Annotated in this window: 14 protein-coding genes; 6 read left to right on the top strand and 8 right to left on the bottom strand. The window is 60.1% G+C overall.

Annotated features, from left to right (window positions below; all coding sequences use genetic code 11):
* The first annotated feature begins 40 nt into the window (after window positions 1-40).
* The 5 genes from QWU43_RS09625 (at window position 41) to QWU43_RS09605 (ending at window position 7,157) form a co-directional block, all read left to right on the top strand.
* A complete protein-coding gene (locus QWU43_RS09625; RefSeq protein ID WP_370914926.1) occupies window positions 41-3,457 on the top strand; it encodes a murein biosynthesis integral membrane protein MurJ in 3,417 nt (1,138 codons plus the stop codon).
* A gap of 230 nt (window positions 3,458-3,687) precedes the next feature.
* A complete protein-coding gene (locus tag QWU43_RS09620) occupies window positions 3,688-4,392 on the top strand; it encodes an RNA polymerase sigma factor (protein ID WP_370917729.1) in 705 nt (234 codons plus the stop codon).
* A 93-nt stretch (window positions 4,393-4,485) separates the two neighbouring features.
* Window positions 4,486-5,442 (top strand): thioredoxin-disulfide reductase, encoded by a 957-nt coding sequence (trxB, locus tag QWU43_RS09615; protein WP_370914836.1) that lies wholly within the window; start codon window positions 4,486-4,488, stop codon window positions 5,440-5,442.
* A 74-nt stretch (window positions 5,443-5,516) separates the two neighbouring features.
* Window positions 5,517-5,861: a thioredoxin gene (gene trxA / locus QWU43_RS09610; protein WP_370914925.1), complete on the top strand. Its 345-nt coding sequence runs from the start codon at window positions 5,517-5,519 to the stop codon at window positions 5,859-5,861.
* Window positions 5,862-5,975: 114 nt separating this feature from the next.
* A complete protein-coding gene (locus QWU43_RS09605; protein WP_370914835.1) occupies window positions 5,976-7,157 on the top strand; it encodes an N-acetylmuramoyl-L-alanine amidase in 1,182 nt (393 codons plus the stop codon).
* Window positions 7,158-7,238: 81 nt separating this feature from the next.
* On the opposite strand, the gene QWU43_RS09600 is transcribed toward QWU43_RS09605, so the two are convergent.
* The 8 genes from QWU43_RS09600 to rpmH form a co-directional block, all read right to left on the bottom strand.
* Complete coding sequence (locus tag QWU43_RS09600; protein ID WP_370917728.1) at window positions 7,239-7,883, bottom strand: hypothetical protein; 645 nt, start codon at window positions 7,881-7,883, stop codon at window positions 7,239-7,241.
* A 24-nt stretch (window positions 7,884-7,907) separates the two neighbouring features.
* The gene (locus tag QWU43_RS09595) at window positions 7,908-8,996 is read right to left on the bottom strand and encodes a ParB/RepB/Spo0J family partition protein (RefSeq protein ID WP_370917727.1); all 1,089 of its coding nucleotides are present in this window, start codon (window positions 8,994-8,996) and stop codon (window positions 7,908-7,910) included.
* Window positions 8,997-9,052: 56 nt separating this feature from the next.
* Window positions 9,053-10,021 carry a ParA family protein gene (locus QWU43_RS09590; protein WP_370914832.1) on the bottom strand — a complete coding sequence of 323 codons (969 nt, stop codon included), beginning with the start codon at window positions 10,019-10,021 and terminating at the stop codon, window positions 9,053-9,055.
* Between the two features lie 191 nt (window positions 10,022-10,212).
* On the bottom strand, window positions 10,213-10,893 hold the full coding sequence (gene rsmG, locus QWU43_RS09585) for a 16S rRNA (guanine(527)-N(7))-methyltransferase RsmG (protein ID WP_370914831.1): 681 nt from the start codon (window positions 10,891-10,893) through the stop codon (window positions 10,213-10,215).
* Window positions 10,894-11,010: 117 nt separating this feature from the next.
* The gene (gene yidC / locus QWU43_RS09580; RefSeq protein ID WP_370914830.1) at window positions 11,011-12,153 is read right to left on the bottom strand and encodes a membrane protein insertase YidC; all 1,143 of its coding nucleotides are present in this window, start codon (window positions 12,151-12,153) and stop codon (window positions 11,011-11,013) included.
* Window positions 12,154-12,160: 7 nt separating this feature from the next.
* Window positions 12,161-12,442, bottom strand: a complete 282-nt coding sequence (gene yidD, locus QWU43_RS09575) for a membrane protein insertion efficiency factor YidD (protein ID WP_370914924.1) — start codon at window positions 12,440-12,442, stop codon at window positions 12,161-12,163.
* Window positions 12,443-12,509: 67 nt separating this feature from the next.
* Complete coding sequence (rnpA, locus tag QWU43_RS09570; protein ID WP_370914829.1) at window positions 12,510-12,875, bottom strand: ribonuclease P protein component; 366 nt, start codon at window positions 12,873-12,875, stop codon at window positions 12,510-12,512.
* 26 nt (window positions 12,876-12,901) lie between these two features.
* On the bottom strand, window positions 12,902-13,045 hold the full coding sequence (rpmH, locus tag QWU43_RS09565; protein ID WP_081761677.1) for a 50S ribosomal protein L34: 144 nt from the start codon (window positions 13,043-13,045) through the stop codon (window positions 12,902-12,904).
* A gap of 992 nt (window positions 13,046-14,037) precedes the next feature.
* On the opposite strand from rpmH, the gene dnaA reads away from it, so the two are divergent.
* Window positions 14,038-15,807 (top strand): chromosomal replication initiator protein DnaA, encoded by a 1,770-nt coding sequence (gene dnaA, locus QWU43_RS09560; RefSeq protein WP_370914828.1) that lies wholly within the window; start codon window positions 14,038-14,040, stop codon window positions 15,805-15,807.
* The last annotated feature ends 418 nt before the right edge of the window (window positions 15,808-16,225 follow it).

The following is a 16,225-nucleotide window of genomic DNA, read 5'->3' as shown; positions in this document are numbered from 1 at the left end:
CGGAGCCAGACACCGTGCCCCCGCCGGCCAACGTAGCCGGATCGTCCCGCCATCTCCGCCTGCTCCGGTCCCCGTAAGTCGTCCGATCACCAGCACCCGGCAGCCGGTGGTGGATCTTTCCCGCCTCACGCTGGCACCCAACGCTGTGGGGACCGGTAGGGTGACCGATACGCGTGAACCGCGACCGGCTCCGCATCGGCCCGAGGCGCTGTCTGATTCCGTCCCACAAACGGGGCGGAAGGCAACCGACTCGGAGGTCGTGCGTTCCACCGGGTCCATGGCCATCGCCACCCTCATCAGCCGGATCACGGGATTCCTCCGGAACGCAGCGATCGGCGCGACGATGGGTACTGCGGTCGGATCGGCGTTCAATACGGCGAACACGCTCCCGAACCTGATCACCGAGATCGTCCTCGGCGCGGTTCTGACGTCCCTTGTTGTGCCCGTCCTCGTCCGGGCGGAGAAGGAGGATCCGGATAACGGTGCGGCCTTCATCCGTCGGCTGTTCACCCTGTCTGTGACGCTACTGACCGTGGTGACGGTTCTTTCCGTCGGTACCGCCGGACTGTTGGCGACACTGACGCTGGGCCGGGACGGTGAGGTCAACCTCTCGCAAGCCTCCGCATTTGCCTATCTGCTCCTACCGCAGATTTTCTTCTACGGCGTCTTCTCCCTCTTCATGGCGGTCCTGAATACCAAGGGGGTGTTCAAACCGGGGGCCTGGGCACCGGTGGCGAACAACGTCGTCGTCCTGGTGGTCCTCGCGCTTTACTGGATGCTGCCCGGGGGGTTGACCCCGGATCAGCAGGTCTCACTGACCGATCCCCATGTGCTTCTGCTCGGCCTAGGCACCACGTTCGGTGTGGTGATCCAGGCCCTCATCATGGTGAAGCCACTACGGGATGCGGGTATCGATCTCCGGCCTCTATGGGGCATAGATGACCGGCTCAAGCAGTTCGGCGGCATGGCGATGGCGATCATCGTGTACGTCGCCATCTCCCAGGCTGGTTACATCATCGTCACCCGGATCGCATCCGCGTCCAGTGATTCCGCACCGCTGATCTATCAGCAGGCATGGCTGCTCCTGCAGGTTCCCTATGGCATCATCGGGGTCACCCTGCTGACGGCGATCATGCCCCGGCTAAGCCGCAACGCCGCCGACGGTGACGATGCCGCTGTTGTCCGTGATCTCACGCTGGCGACGAAACTCACGTTCGTTGCGATGATTCCCGTGATCGTCTTTTTCACCGCGTTCGGCACGCAGATCGCCAATGCCCTGTTCGCCTACGGTCTGTTCAGCCGCAACTCGGCGGATATCCTCGGCTGGACACTGAGTTTCTCCGCGTTCACGCTCCTCCCGTACGCCCTGGTGCTCCTGCATCTTCGGGTGTTCTACGCCCGCGAACAGGCATGGACCCCGACCTTCATCATCGCCGGCATCACGGGGACGAAGGTCCTGTTGAGTCTTCTGGCCCCTCTGGTGGCGACGTCCCCGTCCCGGGTGGTCATCCTGCTCGGCGCGGCGAACGGGTTCGGTTTCGCGGCGGGTGCGGTTATCGGCGCATTCCTGCTGCACCGTAAATTGGGGTCCCTCAACGGGCTGTCGATCCTGCGCTCCAGCCTGTGGGCGCTGGGTTCTTCAATAATCGGTGCCGCCGTCGCACTCGCGTTGGACATGGCGATCGTGCACCTCGCGGCGGCGCTTTTCGACGCCTTGGGCAGTATCGGTTTCTTCTTCCGTTGCGGTATCGCGGGCATCGTGTTCCTCATCGTCACGGGACTTGTACTGTCTCGTTCCGGCCTACCCGAGGTCCGCTCGATGGGTGGTCTGCTGGGCCGGATACCGGTCCTGCGTCGGTTCATCACCGCTGGTGCCCGCAATGATGACGGTGTGGAGAAGGCGACACCGGAGGAAATCTCCTCGCAGATCCTGACCGTCGAGCCCTTCAATGCTTCCCCGGTACCGCCGCCGATGTCGGCGGGCGTGGTCCGTGGGCCACGGCTGGTTCCCGGTGCTCCCGTCTCCGACGGCAACTACCGTCTGCTCGCAGACCATGGCAGTGTCCCCGGGGCACGGTTCTGGCAGGCGCGGGAAGTTGCCACCGGGCGGGAGGTCGCCCTGGTGTTCGTGGACACCACCGGCCAGGTACCTACGGCCCCGGCTAACGTGATCGAGGCAGCGGCAGACGCACGTGAGGTGGCTCGCCGGACCCGCCTCCTGAGTAGGCTGGGAAGCACTGGAATCGCCCGTGGTATCACGGTGTCGTCGTACCGGTCCGGGTGCCTCGTCGTCGCTGACTGGGTTCCCGGGTCATCTCTGGCCAGTGTCGCGGAAGGGGAGGTCGATCCCCGTGCGGCCGCCCTCGCCGTGAGTTACCTGGCTGACGCCGCCGCAGCGGCACACGCGGAAGATCAACCTCTCGGAATTGAGCACCGTTCCCGTATCCGGATCGACACCTCGGGACGGGCTGTGCTCGCGTTCCCGGCCGTCCTGCCCAATGCCACGATCGCAGAGGATCTCGACAGTATCGGTTCCGGTCTTGCGCTGCTGGTAGGTAGAGATGGCCCACCGGCGATCACCGGGTTATCGGAAGAGGCCCGGATCGCAGGTCGTTCAGGTGCGAGTGATGTTCGGCAACCCACCGCCGCTGATCTGGCGGTGCGCCTCCGCAATGTGGGACTGTCCGATGATGATTCGGCCCCACGGGTGGTCGTGGAGGATGAACGGACACCGAAACCGGCCATCAAGTCGGGTTTCGGTAGCGCCGAATACTCAGGTCGGATGATCGCGGTCATCGCGGCAATGTCGGTCATCCTCGTCATCAGTGTTGCGGTTGCCGCGTTGTATCTCGCCTCCATCCTGGGCGGTGACCGGGCTGAATCTCCGGTGAACAGTGACTCCATCGCGTCCGTCGCTCCGTCGGCGGCACGGGACGCTCTACGCTCCACGGAGGTCACCGACATTCCCGTGTCCGGCGCCTACGAATGGGAACCTGCACCTGTGATACCCGGTAGCGAGGATAATCCGGAACTTGCGGCCTTCGCTGTCGACGGTGACCCTTCGACCGGTTGGCATACCGATAGATACCTCCAACAATTCGCCGTCCCACCGGCGGGTCTAAAAACGGGGGTCGGACTGTTGCTTGATCTCTCCACTGCAGCCCACATCGAGGATGTGCGTATTTCCGCGGAGCGCCCAGGCACGTTTGTCCGTATCTACGGTGCTCCGGAAAAAGATTTCGGTTCTCTCGACCAGGCGATCCCCCTTGGGGAAGGAAGGCTGGACGGGGGCCTGAACGTCATAGACACAGAGGACAAAACCCCAGTTCGGCAGAGTTTCACCCGGATCCTCGTGTGGGTGACGGAACTTCCGATGCCCGAGGCCGCTGACATATCGGAGATCGTGGTGCGCGGTGTACCGGTGTCCGCTACCCAGATGACCGGAGACGCCCCCTAGAATCACCTGGCATCACCAAACACCCCCAAAAACGCATCATTGCTACCCCCGGAAGGTTTCTTTCCTTCCGGGGTCTAGCATTTGTGAAGCCCTACTGGGATAATCGGTGCCACCGCCGGTACGGGGATCGACGGATCCATTGGGGAGCCTCTGATCCCTGGACCACCTCTGCCATGCACTTACGGCGGTACACGCCGACAAGCAGCAGGACTAGGAGAGTGGTTGGTTACATGGGGAATACCGATGCCCGGGATACCCCCGTTCCTGTCTCCTCCGCATCGACAGACGTGTCGCCGTGTCTCGACCAAATGCCGGGGCAAGGGTCCATCTCTGGGGCCGATCAAATGGTGCTGCCGCGCCGCCGCACCAGACCCGGTGTTCGCACACACCGTACAGCTCCGGACGGTGCTCTCGTCGACTCCTACATCGACGGTGACGACAGTGCTTTCGCAGAGATTGTCCGCAGACATCGGGCCCGCCTGTGGCGGGTTGCCCGCCGTTACGCCCGTTCAGATGACGAGGCCGATGACATCGTCCAGGATGCACTGCTCCGGGCAAGCCGTCACCTGGTCAAGTTCCGTGGGGATGCAGCCCTCACGACGTGGCTGCACCGGCTGGTGATCAATTCGGGGTATGACCATCTCGGCAAGGGTTTTATCCGCAAGGAGTGCATCACGCTCGATGCCACCGAGGCAATACACCGGCTGCTGAGCACCGAGGAACCCTACAGCCAGATCGACCTCGAACTGACTCTCCGGGAGGCACTTGAACATCTTCCCGAGGATCAACGGCAAACAATCATTCTCGTTGATTTAGTGGATCTCCCGGTGGATGAAGTCGCGGACATCATGAAGATCAGACCGGGAACGGTGAAGTCCCGCCGATCACGTGCAAGAGCGACGCTAAAGGAACTACTCACGGAACCGGGACAGTGACCACGACGGGGATCCCGACCGCGGCAACCTCCGGCACGCCTACAATCGACGCCGGTACACCCTTCGACCCCGAACGACCCCGCGAGGATCCCCATGACGAACAGCCCATCAATCCACGACGTCATCATCATCGGATCCGGCCCAGCCGGTTACACTGCGGCGATCTACGCCGCACGTGCTGAACTCAAGCCTCTTGTCTTCGAGGGGATCGAGTACGGCGGATCTCTGATGACCACGACTGAGGTGGAGAACTACCCCGGCTTCGCCGCGGGAATCATGGGCCCGGAGCTCATGGAGCAGATGCGCACGCAGGCTGAACGCTTCGGTGCAGATCTACGTCAGGAACTCGTCGACAAGCTGGACCTCATCGGTGACATCAAGAAGGTGTGGGTCGACGATGAGGAGTACGCCGCCCGAACCGTGATTCTGGCGATGGGCGCAGCCCCCCGCTACCTCGGAGTTCCCGGGGAACAGGAGCTACTGGGGCGTGGCGTCAGTTCATGCGCCACCTGTGACGGTTTCTTCTTCCGCGACCAGGACATCGCGGTCATCGGTGGCGGCGATTCCGCGATGGAGGAGGCACTGTTTCTCACTCGATTCGCCAGCTCGGTGACTATCGTGCACCGTAGGGAGCAATTCCGGGCCTCGGTGATCATGGAGGAGCGTGCCCGCGCCAACGAGAAGATCCGCTTCCTCACCAACAAGGTGGTGACGCGGGTCGAGGGTGAACAGAAGGTCGTAGGTCTCACACTTGAGGACACCGTGACCGGTGAAAGCTCGCGTCTCGATGTGACAGCAATGTTCGTTGCAATCGGCCTCGACCCCCGTTCCGGAATGCTGGAGGGCCAGGTCGACTGCGATCCAGCCGGTTATGTGTCCGTCGAGCAGCCCTCCAGCCGCACGAGTATCCCGGGGGTCTTTGCCTGTGGTGATCTGGTGGACAGCCACTACCAGCAGGCGGTCACCGCCGCCGGTTCCGGCTGCCGGGCTGCCATCGACGCCGAGCATTTCCTGGCTTCCGCTCCCGCGCTGTCACCCGGGAACCCATAAAGCGAGGAAGACGTTGTCCCGGCGTAGTGTCGGGGAGGCGGTCCAGCGCCGATGACCGTTCCATCATCAATCACATCAATCAGCGGAGGAAAAACATGAGTAATCCCGTGAATGTCACAGAGAGCACCTTCGAGGAGATCGTCCTCAACTCCGACAGGCCCGTCCTGGTGGACTTTTGGGCTGAGTGGTGTGGCCCGTGCAAAAAACTGGCTCCGGTCATCGACCAGGTCGCCGAGGAGATGGGTGAACGCGCCGTCATAGCCAAGGTCGATGTCGAGGCTGAACGCGCCCTCGGCGCCCGCTTCCAGATCATGTCCATCCCGACCCTCATGTTTTTCAGTGGCGGTGAGAAGGTCGCCGAGTTCAGTGGCCCGCGGCCCCGGCATGAAATCGTGTCCCGGCTAGAAGCTCTGATTTAACTGGTAATCTAGCTTGAAGCCACCGACAGCAGCAATAGTCGGACTTGTGCTCGCCGGTTCCACCGGAGATGTGCATGGAGGACCTGAAACCGTAGGACAAAGGACGAAGATAACGTGGCAGACAAACTGCGGGTGGGCGACTGGAGCCCCCGGGTCGCAGAGGTGCGCTCCACCCTGGCCCGGCTCGGTCTGATCCCTGGCTACGCAGGAGACGTCAGCGGGAAGGACTCCGAACGCTTCGAGGAGAAAGATGCTCTCTATGATGCCGATCTGGCTCTCGCCGTCCAGGCGTTCCAGCAGTCCCGCGGCATCATCGCCTCCGGAGAAATCGGTGAATCAACGCTCCGCGAGCTCCGCGAGGCGACCTACACCCTCGGTGCCCGTGTACTTGCTTTTTACCCGAACAATGTCCTCGTTGGTGATGACGTGTACCAGCTTCAGCAACAGCTACTTGAACTGGGTTTCTACACGGACAGAGTCGATGGCCACTACGGACAGGCGACGTACAATGCGGTCGCGAACTACCAGTTGAACTATGGTCTCGAAAACGACGGGATCTGCGGTCCGAAAACGATCCGGGCCTTGAGCTATCTCGGTCGGCCGATCACTGGTGGTTCCCCCCACGCGATCCTCGAACGGGAACAGGTTCGCCTCGCGGGGCCAAAGTTGACCGGTAAACGAGTTGTCATCGATCCTGGTCTCGGCGGTGCCAACAAGGGCCGAACCGTCCATGGGCGGTTCGGTGACATCACCGAGGAGGAGATCCTCTGGGATCTCGCCACCCGCCTGGAGGGCCGGATGGTGGCCGCCGGCATGGAGACCATCATCTCGCGACCTCGTATGGATGATCCGAGCCACGATCAGCGTGCAAACATCGCGAACGCATTCGGTGCGGACCTCATGCTGTGTCTCCAGTTGGATCATTACCCGAATGGGAAGGCATCAGGCTGTGCCTCGTTCTATTTCGGTTCGCCACACGGTTCCTCATCATTGATGGGTGAGAAACTGTCCGGCCTCATCCAACGGGAGATCAGTACCCGAACAGCTCTAATCAATTGTGGAAACCATGCCCGTACCTGGGATCTTCTCCGGCTCAGTGAAATGACGTGTGTCGAGTTCGTCGCCGGATACCTCTCCAACGCGCACGATGTCTCGATACTCACTGACGCATCCAAGCGCGACATCATAGCTGAATCAATCGTTATCGCGGTCAAACGCCTGTATCTCATGGACAAGGACAATCAGGCGACCGGTACGCACAAGTTCAGCGACATTCTCGAGTCAGAACTTTTCTGACCTCTCATGGATGAGCCTCGGCGACTCGCCGAGGCTCTGTTCCACCATGCGTGCCACCGGGAAGTAGCGTTGCGCACCTCATCAACCCGGGATCATCACCAACGGAAGATCCGCCGCCGCAGCTATCTGTTTCCGGTCACAACCGGACAGCGACAGTCTGAGCCGAGGCAGAAGATCGTGATCTGCGACGACCTCAAAACCTGCCGCGCTCAGGATGTCGAAGCTCAGCAGTCCGATCTCAGACGCATGTTCCGCGATCTCCCTGGACGGATCATCTTCCGCCGAATCCGGTGCACGGTCACGCACGGCGAACGCCTCCACCGCCCGGACCCCCCGACGGGTCAGTTCGATGATGACTGCGGTGACAAGTACAGACTCCAGAGCAAGGCCACGGAAACGGTCATCGATGAACAGGGAACTCAACAACACGGCGTCAGGTGACACCGGCCCTGTCGGTAACTGGACAACGCCGGAGGCGTCAACAGGTGCACAGTAGAGGACACTCGCAATCGCCTCCGGTTCCTCGACCGTACCAATGTTGTAGCCGCAGCCACCCCGTTCCACGAGAATCCTGTTGATCCAGGCTTCTTTCTCCAGAGCAGCCGCCCCCGAGGCCAGGACTTCCGAGGCTGTTTCAGGATCCAGTTCCCAGAACACACTCGTCCGCGCACCAGGATGCATGAAACAAACGGTGCTGGGTGTCACCGCGTACAACGAACGAATCATGGCCCGGTCTCCGGTTTCGTTGCACTACTCGGGCCTGGCCCGGAGAAGGCCCATGATTCGTTCAAGATCTTCGCGGTCACCGAACTCAACCATGATCTTGCCTTTCCGCTTGCCGACACTCACAGTGACCCGGGTATCCAACCGGTTCGCGAGGCTGTCTGCGGCATGCACGGCGAATTCCGGGGGCGCGGACTTCTCCTTCGGTTTCCGTTCGGGAACAGCATCCCCTCGATTCAGAAGTGTCACCGCTTCCTCGGTGGCACGTACCGAGAGTCCTTCGGCGACGATCCGGTCTGCGAGCGCAGCCTGTCCACCTGCCCCGGTCTTCAATCCGAGAAGTGCGCGGGCGTGCCCGGCGGAAAGCACTCCGGCAGCCACCTTACGCTGGACGGGAACCGGAAGCCCCAGTAGCCGGATCATGTTCGTGATCACCGGGCGTGATCGACCGATACGTTCTGCGAGTTGGGCCTGGGTGACACCGAACTCTTCGAGGAGCTGCTGGTATGCGGCCGCCTCCTCCAGCGGGTTGAGCTGAACACGATGAATGTTCTCGAGGAGTGCGTCACGGAGCATTGAACCATCATCGGTGTCACGCACGATAGCGGGGATCTCCGTGAGACCAGCACGGGTTGCCGCGCGCCACCGGCGCTCACCCATGATGATCTCCCAGCCACCATCATCGGGTGCCCGCCGAACGACGATAGGCTGCATGAGACCGAACTCGCGTATCGAGTGGACGAGCTCTTCCAGGGCCTCCTCGTCGAAGACCGTCCGAGGCTGGTGCGGGTTGGGCATGATCTGCGTGACCGGAAGCTCACGATAGACGGCGCCCACCGAAGAACCGGTGTCCGGAGTTCCGGAGGCGGGTGTCGGCCCTTTGTTCCCCTTGGTCCGCAGCGGCCCCGCCGTCTCCCCGGTAGCCTGTCTCGGGCCGGGGAATCCGGGTCCGCCCTCTGCGACACCCCGGGTGTTAGGCCGTTCGCCCATGAGAATGTTTGCCGCTCCGTCCCCCAGACGGGGCCGTGCCGGGGAGGTTCCATCCGGAATGAGTGCGGCCAGTCCACGCCCCAGACCGCCGCGACGGGTCTCTCCCTTGCGGGATTGTTGTGCCATGGTGTGTTCGGAACCTTTCTGCTGGGGGAGTGACTTATGTTCTCTCGACGGACCGGTCACCGGTGAGCTGCACCATCGGCATCGTCGTCTCCACCGCTGTGTGTTTCCGGTGCGACTCCCACTGCACCGGATTCAGCGGTTACGGGGAAATCTCCACGGGTGGCGATCTCCTTGGCGGCATCGAGATACGCCATCGCACCCCGAGAACCCGGATCATAGGCGAGTACCGTCTGCCCGTACCCCGGAGCCTCTGAAACCTTTACGGAACGAGGTATGACAGACCGAAGGACGATATCCCCGAAGTGGGATCGCACCTCCTCCGTCACCTGCTCTGCCAGTTTCGTCCGGGCGTCAAACATGGTGAGTATGATCGTGGAAATGTGGAGATCCCGGTTGAGGTAATCCCGGATCATCGTGATGTTGTTGAGGAGCTGACCAACCCCTTCGAGTGCGTAGTACTCACACTGAATCGGGATCAGCACCTCCCGTGCTGCAGTCATCGCATTGATTGTGAGGAGCCCAAGTGAGGGCGGGCAATCGATGAAGACGTAGTCGAAACCCTGCTCCGCGATAAACGTGTCATTCAACGCATCCGCGAGCCGATACTCACGCCGCACCATGGAAACCAGTTCGATCTCAGATCCCGCCAGATCAATTGTTGCGGGAATGCACTTGAGATTCTCGTGGGCGGTTGAGGTCTGCATGGCGTCCAAGGGCGTGCAGTCACCGAGTAGAACTTCATAGCTCGAGAGGATTCCCTCACCCCGGTGTTCAACACCGAGAGCGGTTGATGCGTTCCCCTGCGGGTCGAGATCGACAACCAGCACCTTGAGGCCACAGAGCGCCAGTCCCGCCGCGAGATTCACCGACGTCGTGGTCTTACCCACGCCGCCCTTCTGATTCGCAACGGTGAATATCCTCGGCTTATCCGGCCGGGGAAGTGAAAAAGCGTTGGGGGTCTTCACCTTTGCGGCACGTTGGGCTGCCGCAGCAATCGGTGTGTCGTCCCAGAAGTTGTCGTCCATGGACGTCGTTTCCCCTTTTCATCGCCAGAAATCACAGGTCATGAGTGCAGGATCCCGCGCCCCGGTACCCGAAGACAGGCTCTCGCTCTCATGACCGCAGAACTGTCGGCTTCCACCGCCATTAGTTCAACACTAGTGTCTCACGAATACCCGATCCACCGGGCCGACAGACGACTTACCCGGAGATCGCGTCATCTCCGTCGAGGAATGACGATCACTGTGGCAGGCTCACTGACCCTACCCTCCCCAACGGTGATGATCCGTGCCCTGCCACCACCTGCTCGGGTAATCTCCCGCACGTCGCGCTCGAGCTCTTCCCTGACCGAGGCCCCCTTCAGCGCCATCATTTCGCCACCGCGCGCCACCAGCGGAAGTGACCAACTAGCTAGTTTCCCGAGCGGAGCGACCGCCCGGGAGGTGACAACGCTGAACCGTCCGACCTTGTCCCGCACGGCCTTCTCTTCGGCACGTCCCCGAACCACGGTGACATTCTCCAAAGCCAGATCCCGAACGACCTCGGTGAGATAGGTGGAACGTTTGAGAAGCGGCTCTATGAGGGTGATGCGGAGATCTGGGCGGGCGAGTGCGAGAGGAATGCCCGGTAGCCCGGCCCCCGAACCGATATCCGCGATCCGTAATCCCTCCTCATCCGGAATCACCTCACCGAGTACCGCACAATTCAGGATGTGCCGTTCCCACAATCGAGGTACTTCGCGGGGGCCGATGAAACCACGGACAGCACCGTCAGTGGCAAGTGAACGGTGGTAAGCGATCGCTTTGTGGAGGTTTGCACCAAAAACAGCGTCCGCCGCAGCCGGGGGAGGGGTCGGTTTTTCTTGATCGGTCTCTACTGGTGGTTTCACGTGAAACATCATTCCATGCCATCGCCCCGCGCCACAGTCAGACAGTCGCGGATGTTCCGAAAACAGAAAGAGCGCCCCCGGATTCAACTTCCCGGGGGCGCTCTTCGGCAGGAACGCGGATAGCGTCTAATTGCGCTTCTTACGCTTCTTGCGCTTCTTGTTCGGAGTGATGGAAGACTGCCCCGCGGAGGAGTCCGGGGTCTCCTCGACAACAGATTCAGGGATCTCATCTGACGGAGAGGCATCCGGAACTGAGCCATCACTGACGACCCGATCGATACTCAGATTTCCGGAACCCACTGAACCACGACGTTTCTTTTTGGGCGCCTTCTTAGGATTATCGGGACGGATACCGGGCTTCGGAGCAGTAGCCCGCTTCGCTTCCTTCTTCGCCTCTTCCTCAGCGGCCTCCTCACGATCCAACTTCGCGAAGATCCAGCGCTGCTGGAAAAAGGTCCAGATGTTGTTGGAACCCATGTAGCAGAGCAGGCCGATGTGCCAGAAGACACCTGTAAAAACGATCATGGCCGGGAAGAACCAAACCATCATCTTGTTCATCATTTCCATCTGCGACTGCATCTGGGCATTGCCCATGGCCTTCTGCTTGCCGCTCGCAATCCGCTCCCGTTGCCGGGTGATCGACATCTTCGCATTGAAGTGCGTTGCCACCGCCGTCAGGATGATCAACGGGACCGCGACGAGGGTGATGTTCACCCGGGTGAAGTCGATCGGTTGGAATGCCTGGTACATGTCCGCAGGCATACTGATGTAGGACGAGATCGGAACACCGAAAAGCCGCGCGTCCAGGAAAGACTGGACATCGGTGGGAGAGAAGATGTAGTTCGCAAGTTCACGGTTCTGCTCGATGGAGAGTCCGAGCTGACCGGGACCGGACCCTGTCCGGTTGAAGGAACGGAGAACGTGGAACAGACCAAAGAACACCGGCATCTGAACGAGAATCGGCAGACATCCTGCGATCGGGTTGACACCGGCCTCCTTGTTGATGCGCCGGGTCTCCTCCATGATTTTGGTCTGATCGCCTTTCCAGCGTTCCTTGACTTCAGCCAACTGAGGCTGCAGAGCCTGCATCTTCATCGACGAACGCATCTGGTTCAGCATGGGTTTAACCAGGAGAACACGGATCGTGAAGGTAAGGAAAACGATGGCCAAGACCCAGGAAATACCAGATCCTGATCCGAAGGGGACACTGAAGACCTTGTGCCAGAACCAGAGGATGGCCGAAATGGGCCAGTAGACGAAATCAAGCACTTTTGAGTCAGGACTCCTTGGTGGTGGTGGGTGTGCAGTACGGGCAGCCGATATGACTTCTCGGTCGCCGCGGTTTCGGCGCCGGGTCATAACCGCCCGGATGCCAGGGTCCGCACTTGGACAACCGCACGAGCGTGAGCATGATACCGATGACCGCGCCCCGCGTTCTGACGACATGAAGAGCGTAGGCGCTGCAGGTCGGCTCGAAACGGCAGGTGGACCCCATCTTAAGGGGTGATATGTAGTTTTGGTAGAAACGGATCCCGGCCAAGGCCACCCGAGAACCTATGGACGGAGCGCCCCGGGACGTCGCCCGTTCTGTCAGCGAACCACAACGCAGACATCGCCCGGTCCGGTCACTCACGATTGCGTTCCCGGAGCTTTCCCAGTGCCTTACGCACGTCTCGTTCGAGTTCACTCCCGGAAGCATCCCCTGCACGCGGTAGTGCCCGGATGACGACATCACAATCGTTGTCGAGTTCCCGAGCCAACGCACCGCAGACATACCTAAGCCGTCGAGAGGTACGGTGACGAATCACCGCATTCCCGACGGCTTTGGATACGATGAGCCCAAAACGGGGACCACCCTGACGGGCGATCTCTGTTTTGGACTGCGCGTGACGCAGGTGCACGATGACCGTCCTCGATCCGGCTCTGCGCCCGCCTTTGATCGTCCGACTGAAATCGGACGGGGCGGAGAGCCGATGCTGTTTCGGTAACACCTGAACCTGCGAACCCAGACCGCTGATTAAGCGGTCAGGGAAGCACGGCCCTTGCGACGGCGAGCCGATACGATGGCGCGACCGGCACGGGTGCGCATACGAGTACGGAAGCCGTGCACGCGTGCGCGACGACGGTTGTTCGGCTGGAACGTCCGCTTGCCCTTAGCCACGGTGAACACTCCTAAAATTAACGGATGATCAGCAGACAACCCGCGGATGCTCCAGATGCCCGGATTACGGAAAATACCTGTGACGTGTGCCGAAGCAGCACGTTCACGGAGGAAACCGTTCACCAGGCGCCGAGAAACAGCCGCCAGTTGTGCATCTCACCCTGTGGTGGATGATTTTTCTGTTGTCCGGGGCGCAATTGACGACGTCGCGGATAGCTACATTCGCCGAGGCGTATCCCGGAATACAACACAGCGGTGGCGCGGAATGCGGAGCGGTCGGAACACGACGGACCCGGAGACCCGGTGTTGTCCGTCCCGCGGCCGACCGGCCGACCGGCCGTTGCTGCGTGATACGCACCGAGCCAGACCGGACATGGTTGTCCACTCTGGGTGATGCGTTGAGACTAGGCCAGATTACGTGCAGGTTGATGGTTCGACAAATCGACACGCCGGTAAAGAAACGTGACGACAGAATGACATTTGTGTCATTATCCCCCGCTTCAACTTCTGTTTCAGGATGGTTTCAGCGGGCAGATGGCCCGCAGGCCACTGCCACCGGCACGCCGGGGGCAGTGCTCCGAGTTAACCCGTCTAGACACCGGTCAGCCCGGACAGGTAACAATGAACCAGTGAGAAAACCACAGGCTGTGAGATTCGCGGGCTGTGAATAACTCTCAACCAAAGCTTGAGAATATCCCGGACTATCGGAATACCCGCAGTTCAGGACACTTGATCGGCCGGTTGAAATTATCCACAGGCTTTCCGGTACCCTGTGGAGAACGAAACTAGAAGATGTTATCCACAGATGTGGATAACTCTGTGGAACATCCTGCACACCGATCACATCGCAGTGTGGATAAACCGGTGGAGAATGATAATTCTGCATCCACTGGTTCCGTCACCCGTGCCGCCAGGTAACCGCGCGGTCATTCGGGGAGTCGCATGCTGCCGTAGTTAGGGTTGAACCACAGATAACGTAGAGAAGGATTACCGTGACGGATACTTCACCCCAGCAGATCTGGGAGAGGGTGGTGATAAGGCTCACCGACCTCGCCGGAGAACCCGGAACCGGAATCCCACCACTCACCCGGATGCAGTCAGCAAACCTGCATCTGGTCCGAATCGTGGCTCTTGTCCCCGGGTTCGCGGTACTCACGACCCCTCATCTGATCGCAAAGAACATGATCGAGAAGGATCTCGGGGAACCAATCAAACAGATCCTCTCGGAAATCCTCGGCAGCCCCCATGGAATCGCGGTGTCTGTCGCGCCAGAGTCTTTCGGTAGCCACCCACACTCATCTGAAGAGTCAGCCCATACTCCGGAACCCTGTGATCAGAACCGTCTTTCAGATCACATCGACCCGGGTGCCGTGAGTGGGGTACCCATTCATCCAGGTACCTCACACGCCCAGGATCAGGGTCCCCACCACAGGGTTGTCGGTGGCCAACCCGCTAGAAGATATCCCACCACCCAGAGGCCACCGCACTCATTGTCCGGTGAATCGGACCCGCCCACTCTGTTCTCCAGCACTCATCCACAGGACGGCGAGAACTACCCGAACGATCACGAACCGCACGACCCGGGTTCCCACCGGGACACGGATTATCCTGTCGGCGGAGGATGGCGCGCCAGCGTCGCCAGAGCAACGGAACGTTCCCGGAACCAACCCACCAGGGACAGTGGACAAAGGATCGTACGAGAAAAGACCGCCCGGAACCCAAACCGGGCGGCGTCCCTCAACGAGCGCTACACGTTCGATACCTTCGTCACCGGATCATCGAACAGATTCGCGCAGGCAGCGGCAATTGCGGTGGCTGAATCTCCTGCTCAGGCATTCAATCCCTTGTTCATCTGGGGAGGCTCCGGCCTCGGTAAGACCCATCTGTTGCACGCGGCCGGACATTACTCCCAGGAGCTTCAACCCGATCTCCGTGTTCTGTACGTGTCGAGTGAGGAATTCACCAACGACTACATCAACTCCGTCCGGGATGATCGCCAGGAATCATTCAAGCGTCGATACCGCAACCTTGATGTGCTCATGGTTGATGACATCCAGTTCCTAGAAGGTAAGGAGGGAACCCAGGAGGAGTTCTTCCACACCTTCAACGCCCTTCACCAGGCAGATAAGCAGATCATTCTTTCCTCGGACCGTCCCCCCCGCCAGTTGACGACACTCACCGACAGGCTCCGGACCCGATTCGAGGGCGGTCTGATTACCGATGTACAGCCACCGGACCTAGAAACCCGTATCGCGATCCTCGAAAAGAAGGCGGGTCTCGAGGGAACCGTCGTCGCGAGGGATGTCCTGGAACTGATCGCGTCCCGATACGAGTCCTCCATCCGGGAACTGGAGGGGGCGCTCATCCGAGTGACGGCCTTCTCCTCGTTGAATGGGACCAGCATCGATATGGCTACCGCGATGTCCGCGTTGTCGGACATCATGCCGGAAGCAGCGGATGTCGAGATTACCGCAACGACAATCATCGAGGTCACAGCAGATTACTTCAACATCAGTGTTAAGGAGTTGTGCGGTACGGGTAAAGCCCGGCCGATAGCCAGAGCACGCCAGCTCGCAATGTATCTCTGCCGTGAACTCACCGATCTGTCGCTTCCGAAGATCGGGGCGAGTTTCGGAGGAAAAGACCACACCACGGTCATGTATGCGGACCGGAAGATTCGCAAGGAAATGACCGAAAAGCATGACACCTATGACCAGATCCAGGAGTTGACTCGGACGATCAAGACCCGAGGCCGGTCCTGATCCACCGGTTCGGCTCTCAAGGGGCTCCGTCCAGTACAGACGGAGCCCCTGTTCTCATTTCCGCCCAGATCCATTTTCGATGACCGCAGGTTATCCACATCCTTATCCACATCTGTGTAATTTCACCTTTGTAATTTAGTGATCCTCGACACACCCATGAGGAAATTTCTCGTCCCTCCATCCCGTGGATAACCGCTGAGGATCTGTTGAAGAAAGCGCCCCTGATAGGGGATGAGCTGTGGATGAAAACCAAGTCCACGATTTTATCCACAGCCAGCCAAAGTTATCCACAGCCATCCCACAGCCGGACCCACAGCACGACTCGCCGAAATGACCACGGCTGATTGACCCGTATCCACAGATTGCACAGGACTTACTGTTACTTCCATCTTTTCCCTTGGTAGATCTAAAGAAGAAA

The organism is Corynebacterium sp. CCM 9204 (assembly GCF_041357695.1).
Lineage (GTDB): Bacteria > Actinomycetota > Actinomycetes > Mycobacteriales > Mycobacteriaceae > Corynebacterium.
Note: the sequence above shows the minus strand (reverse complement) of the source record. Positions and strands in the feature narration are given on the sequence as shown.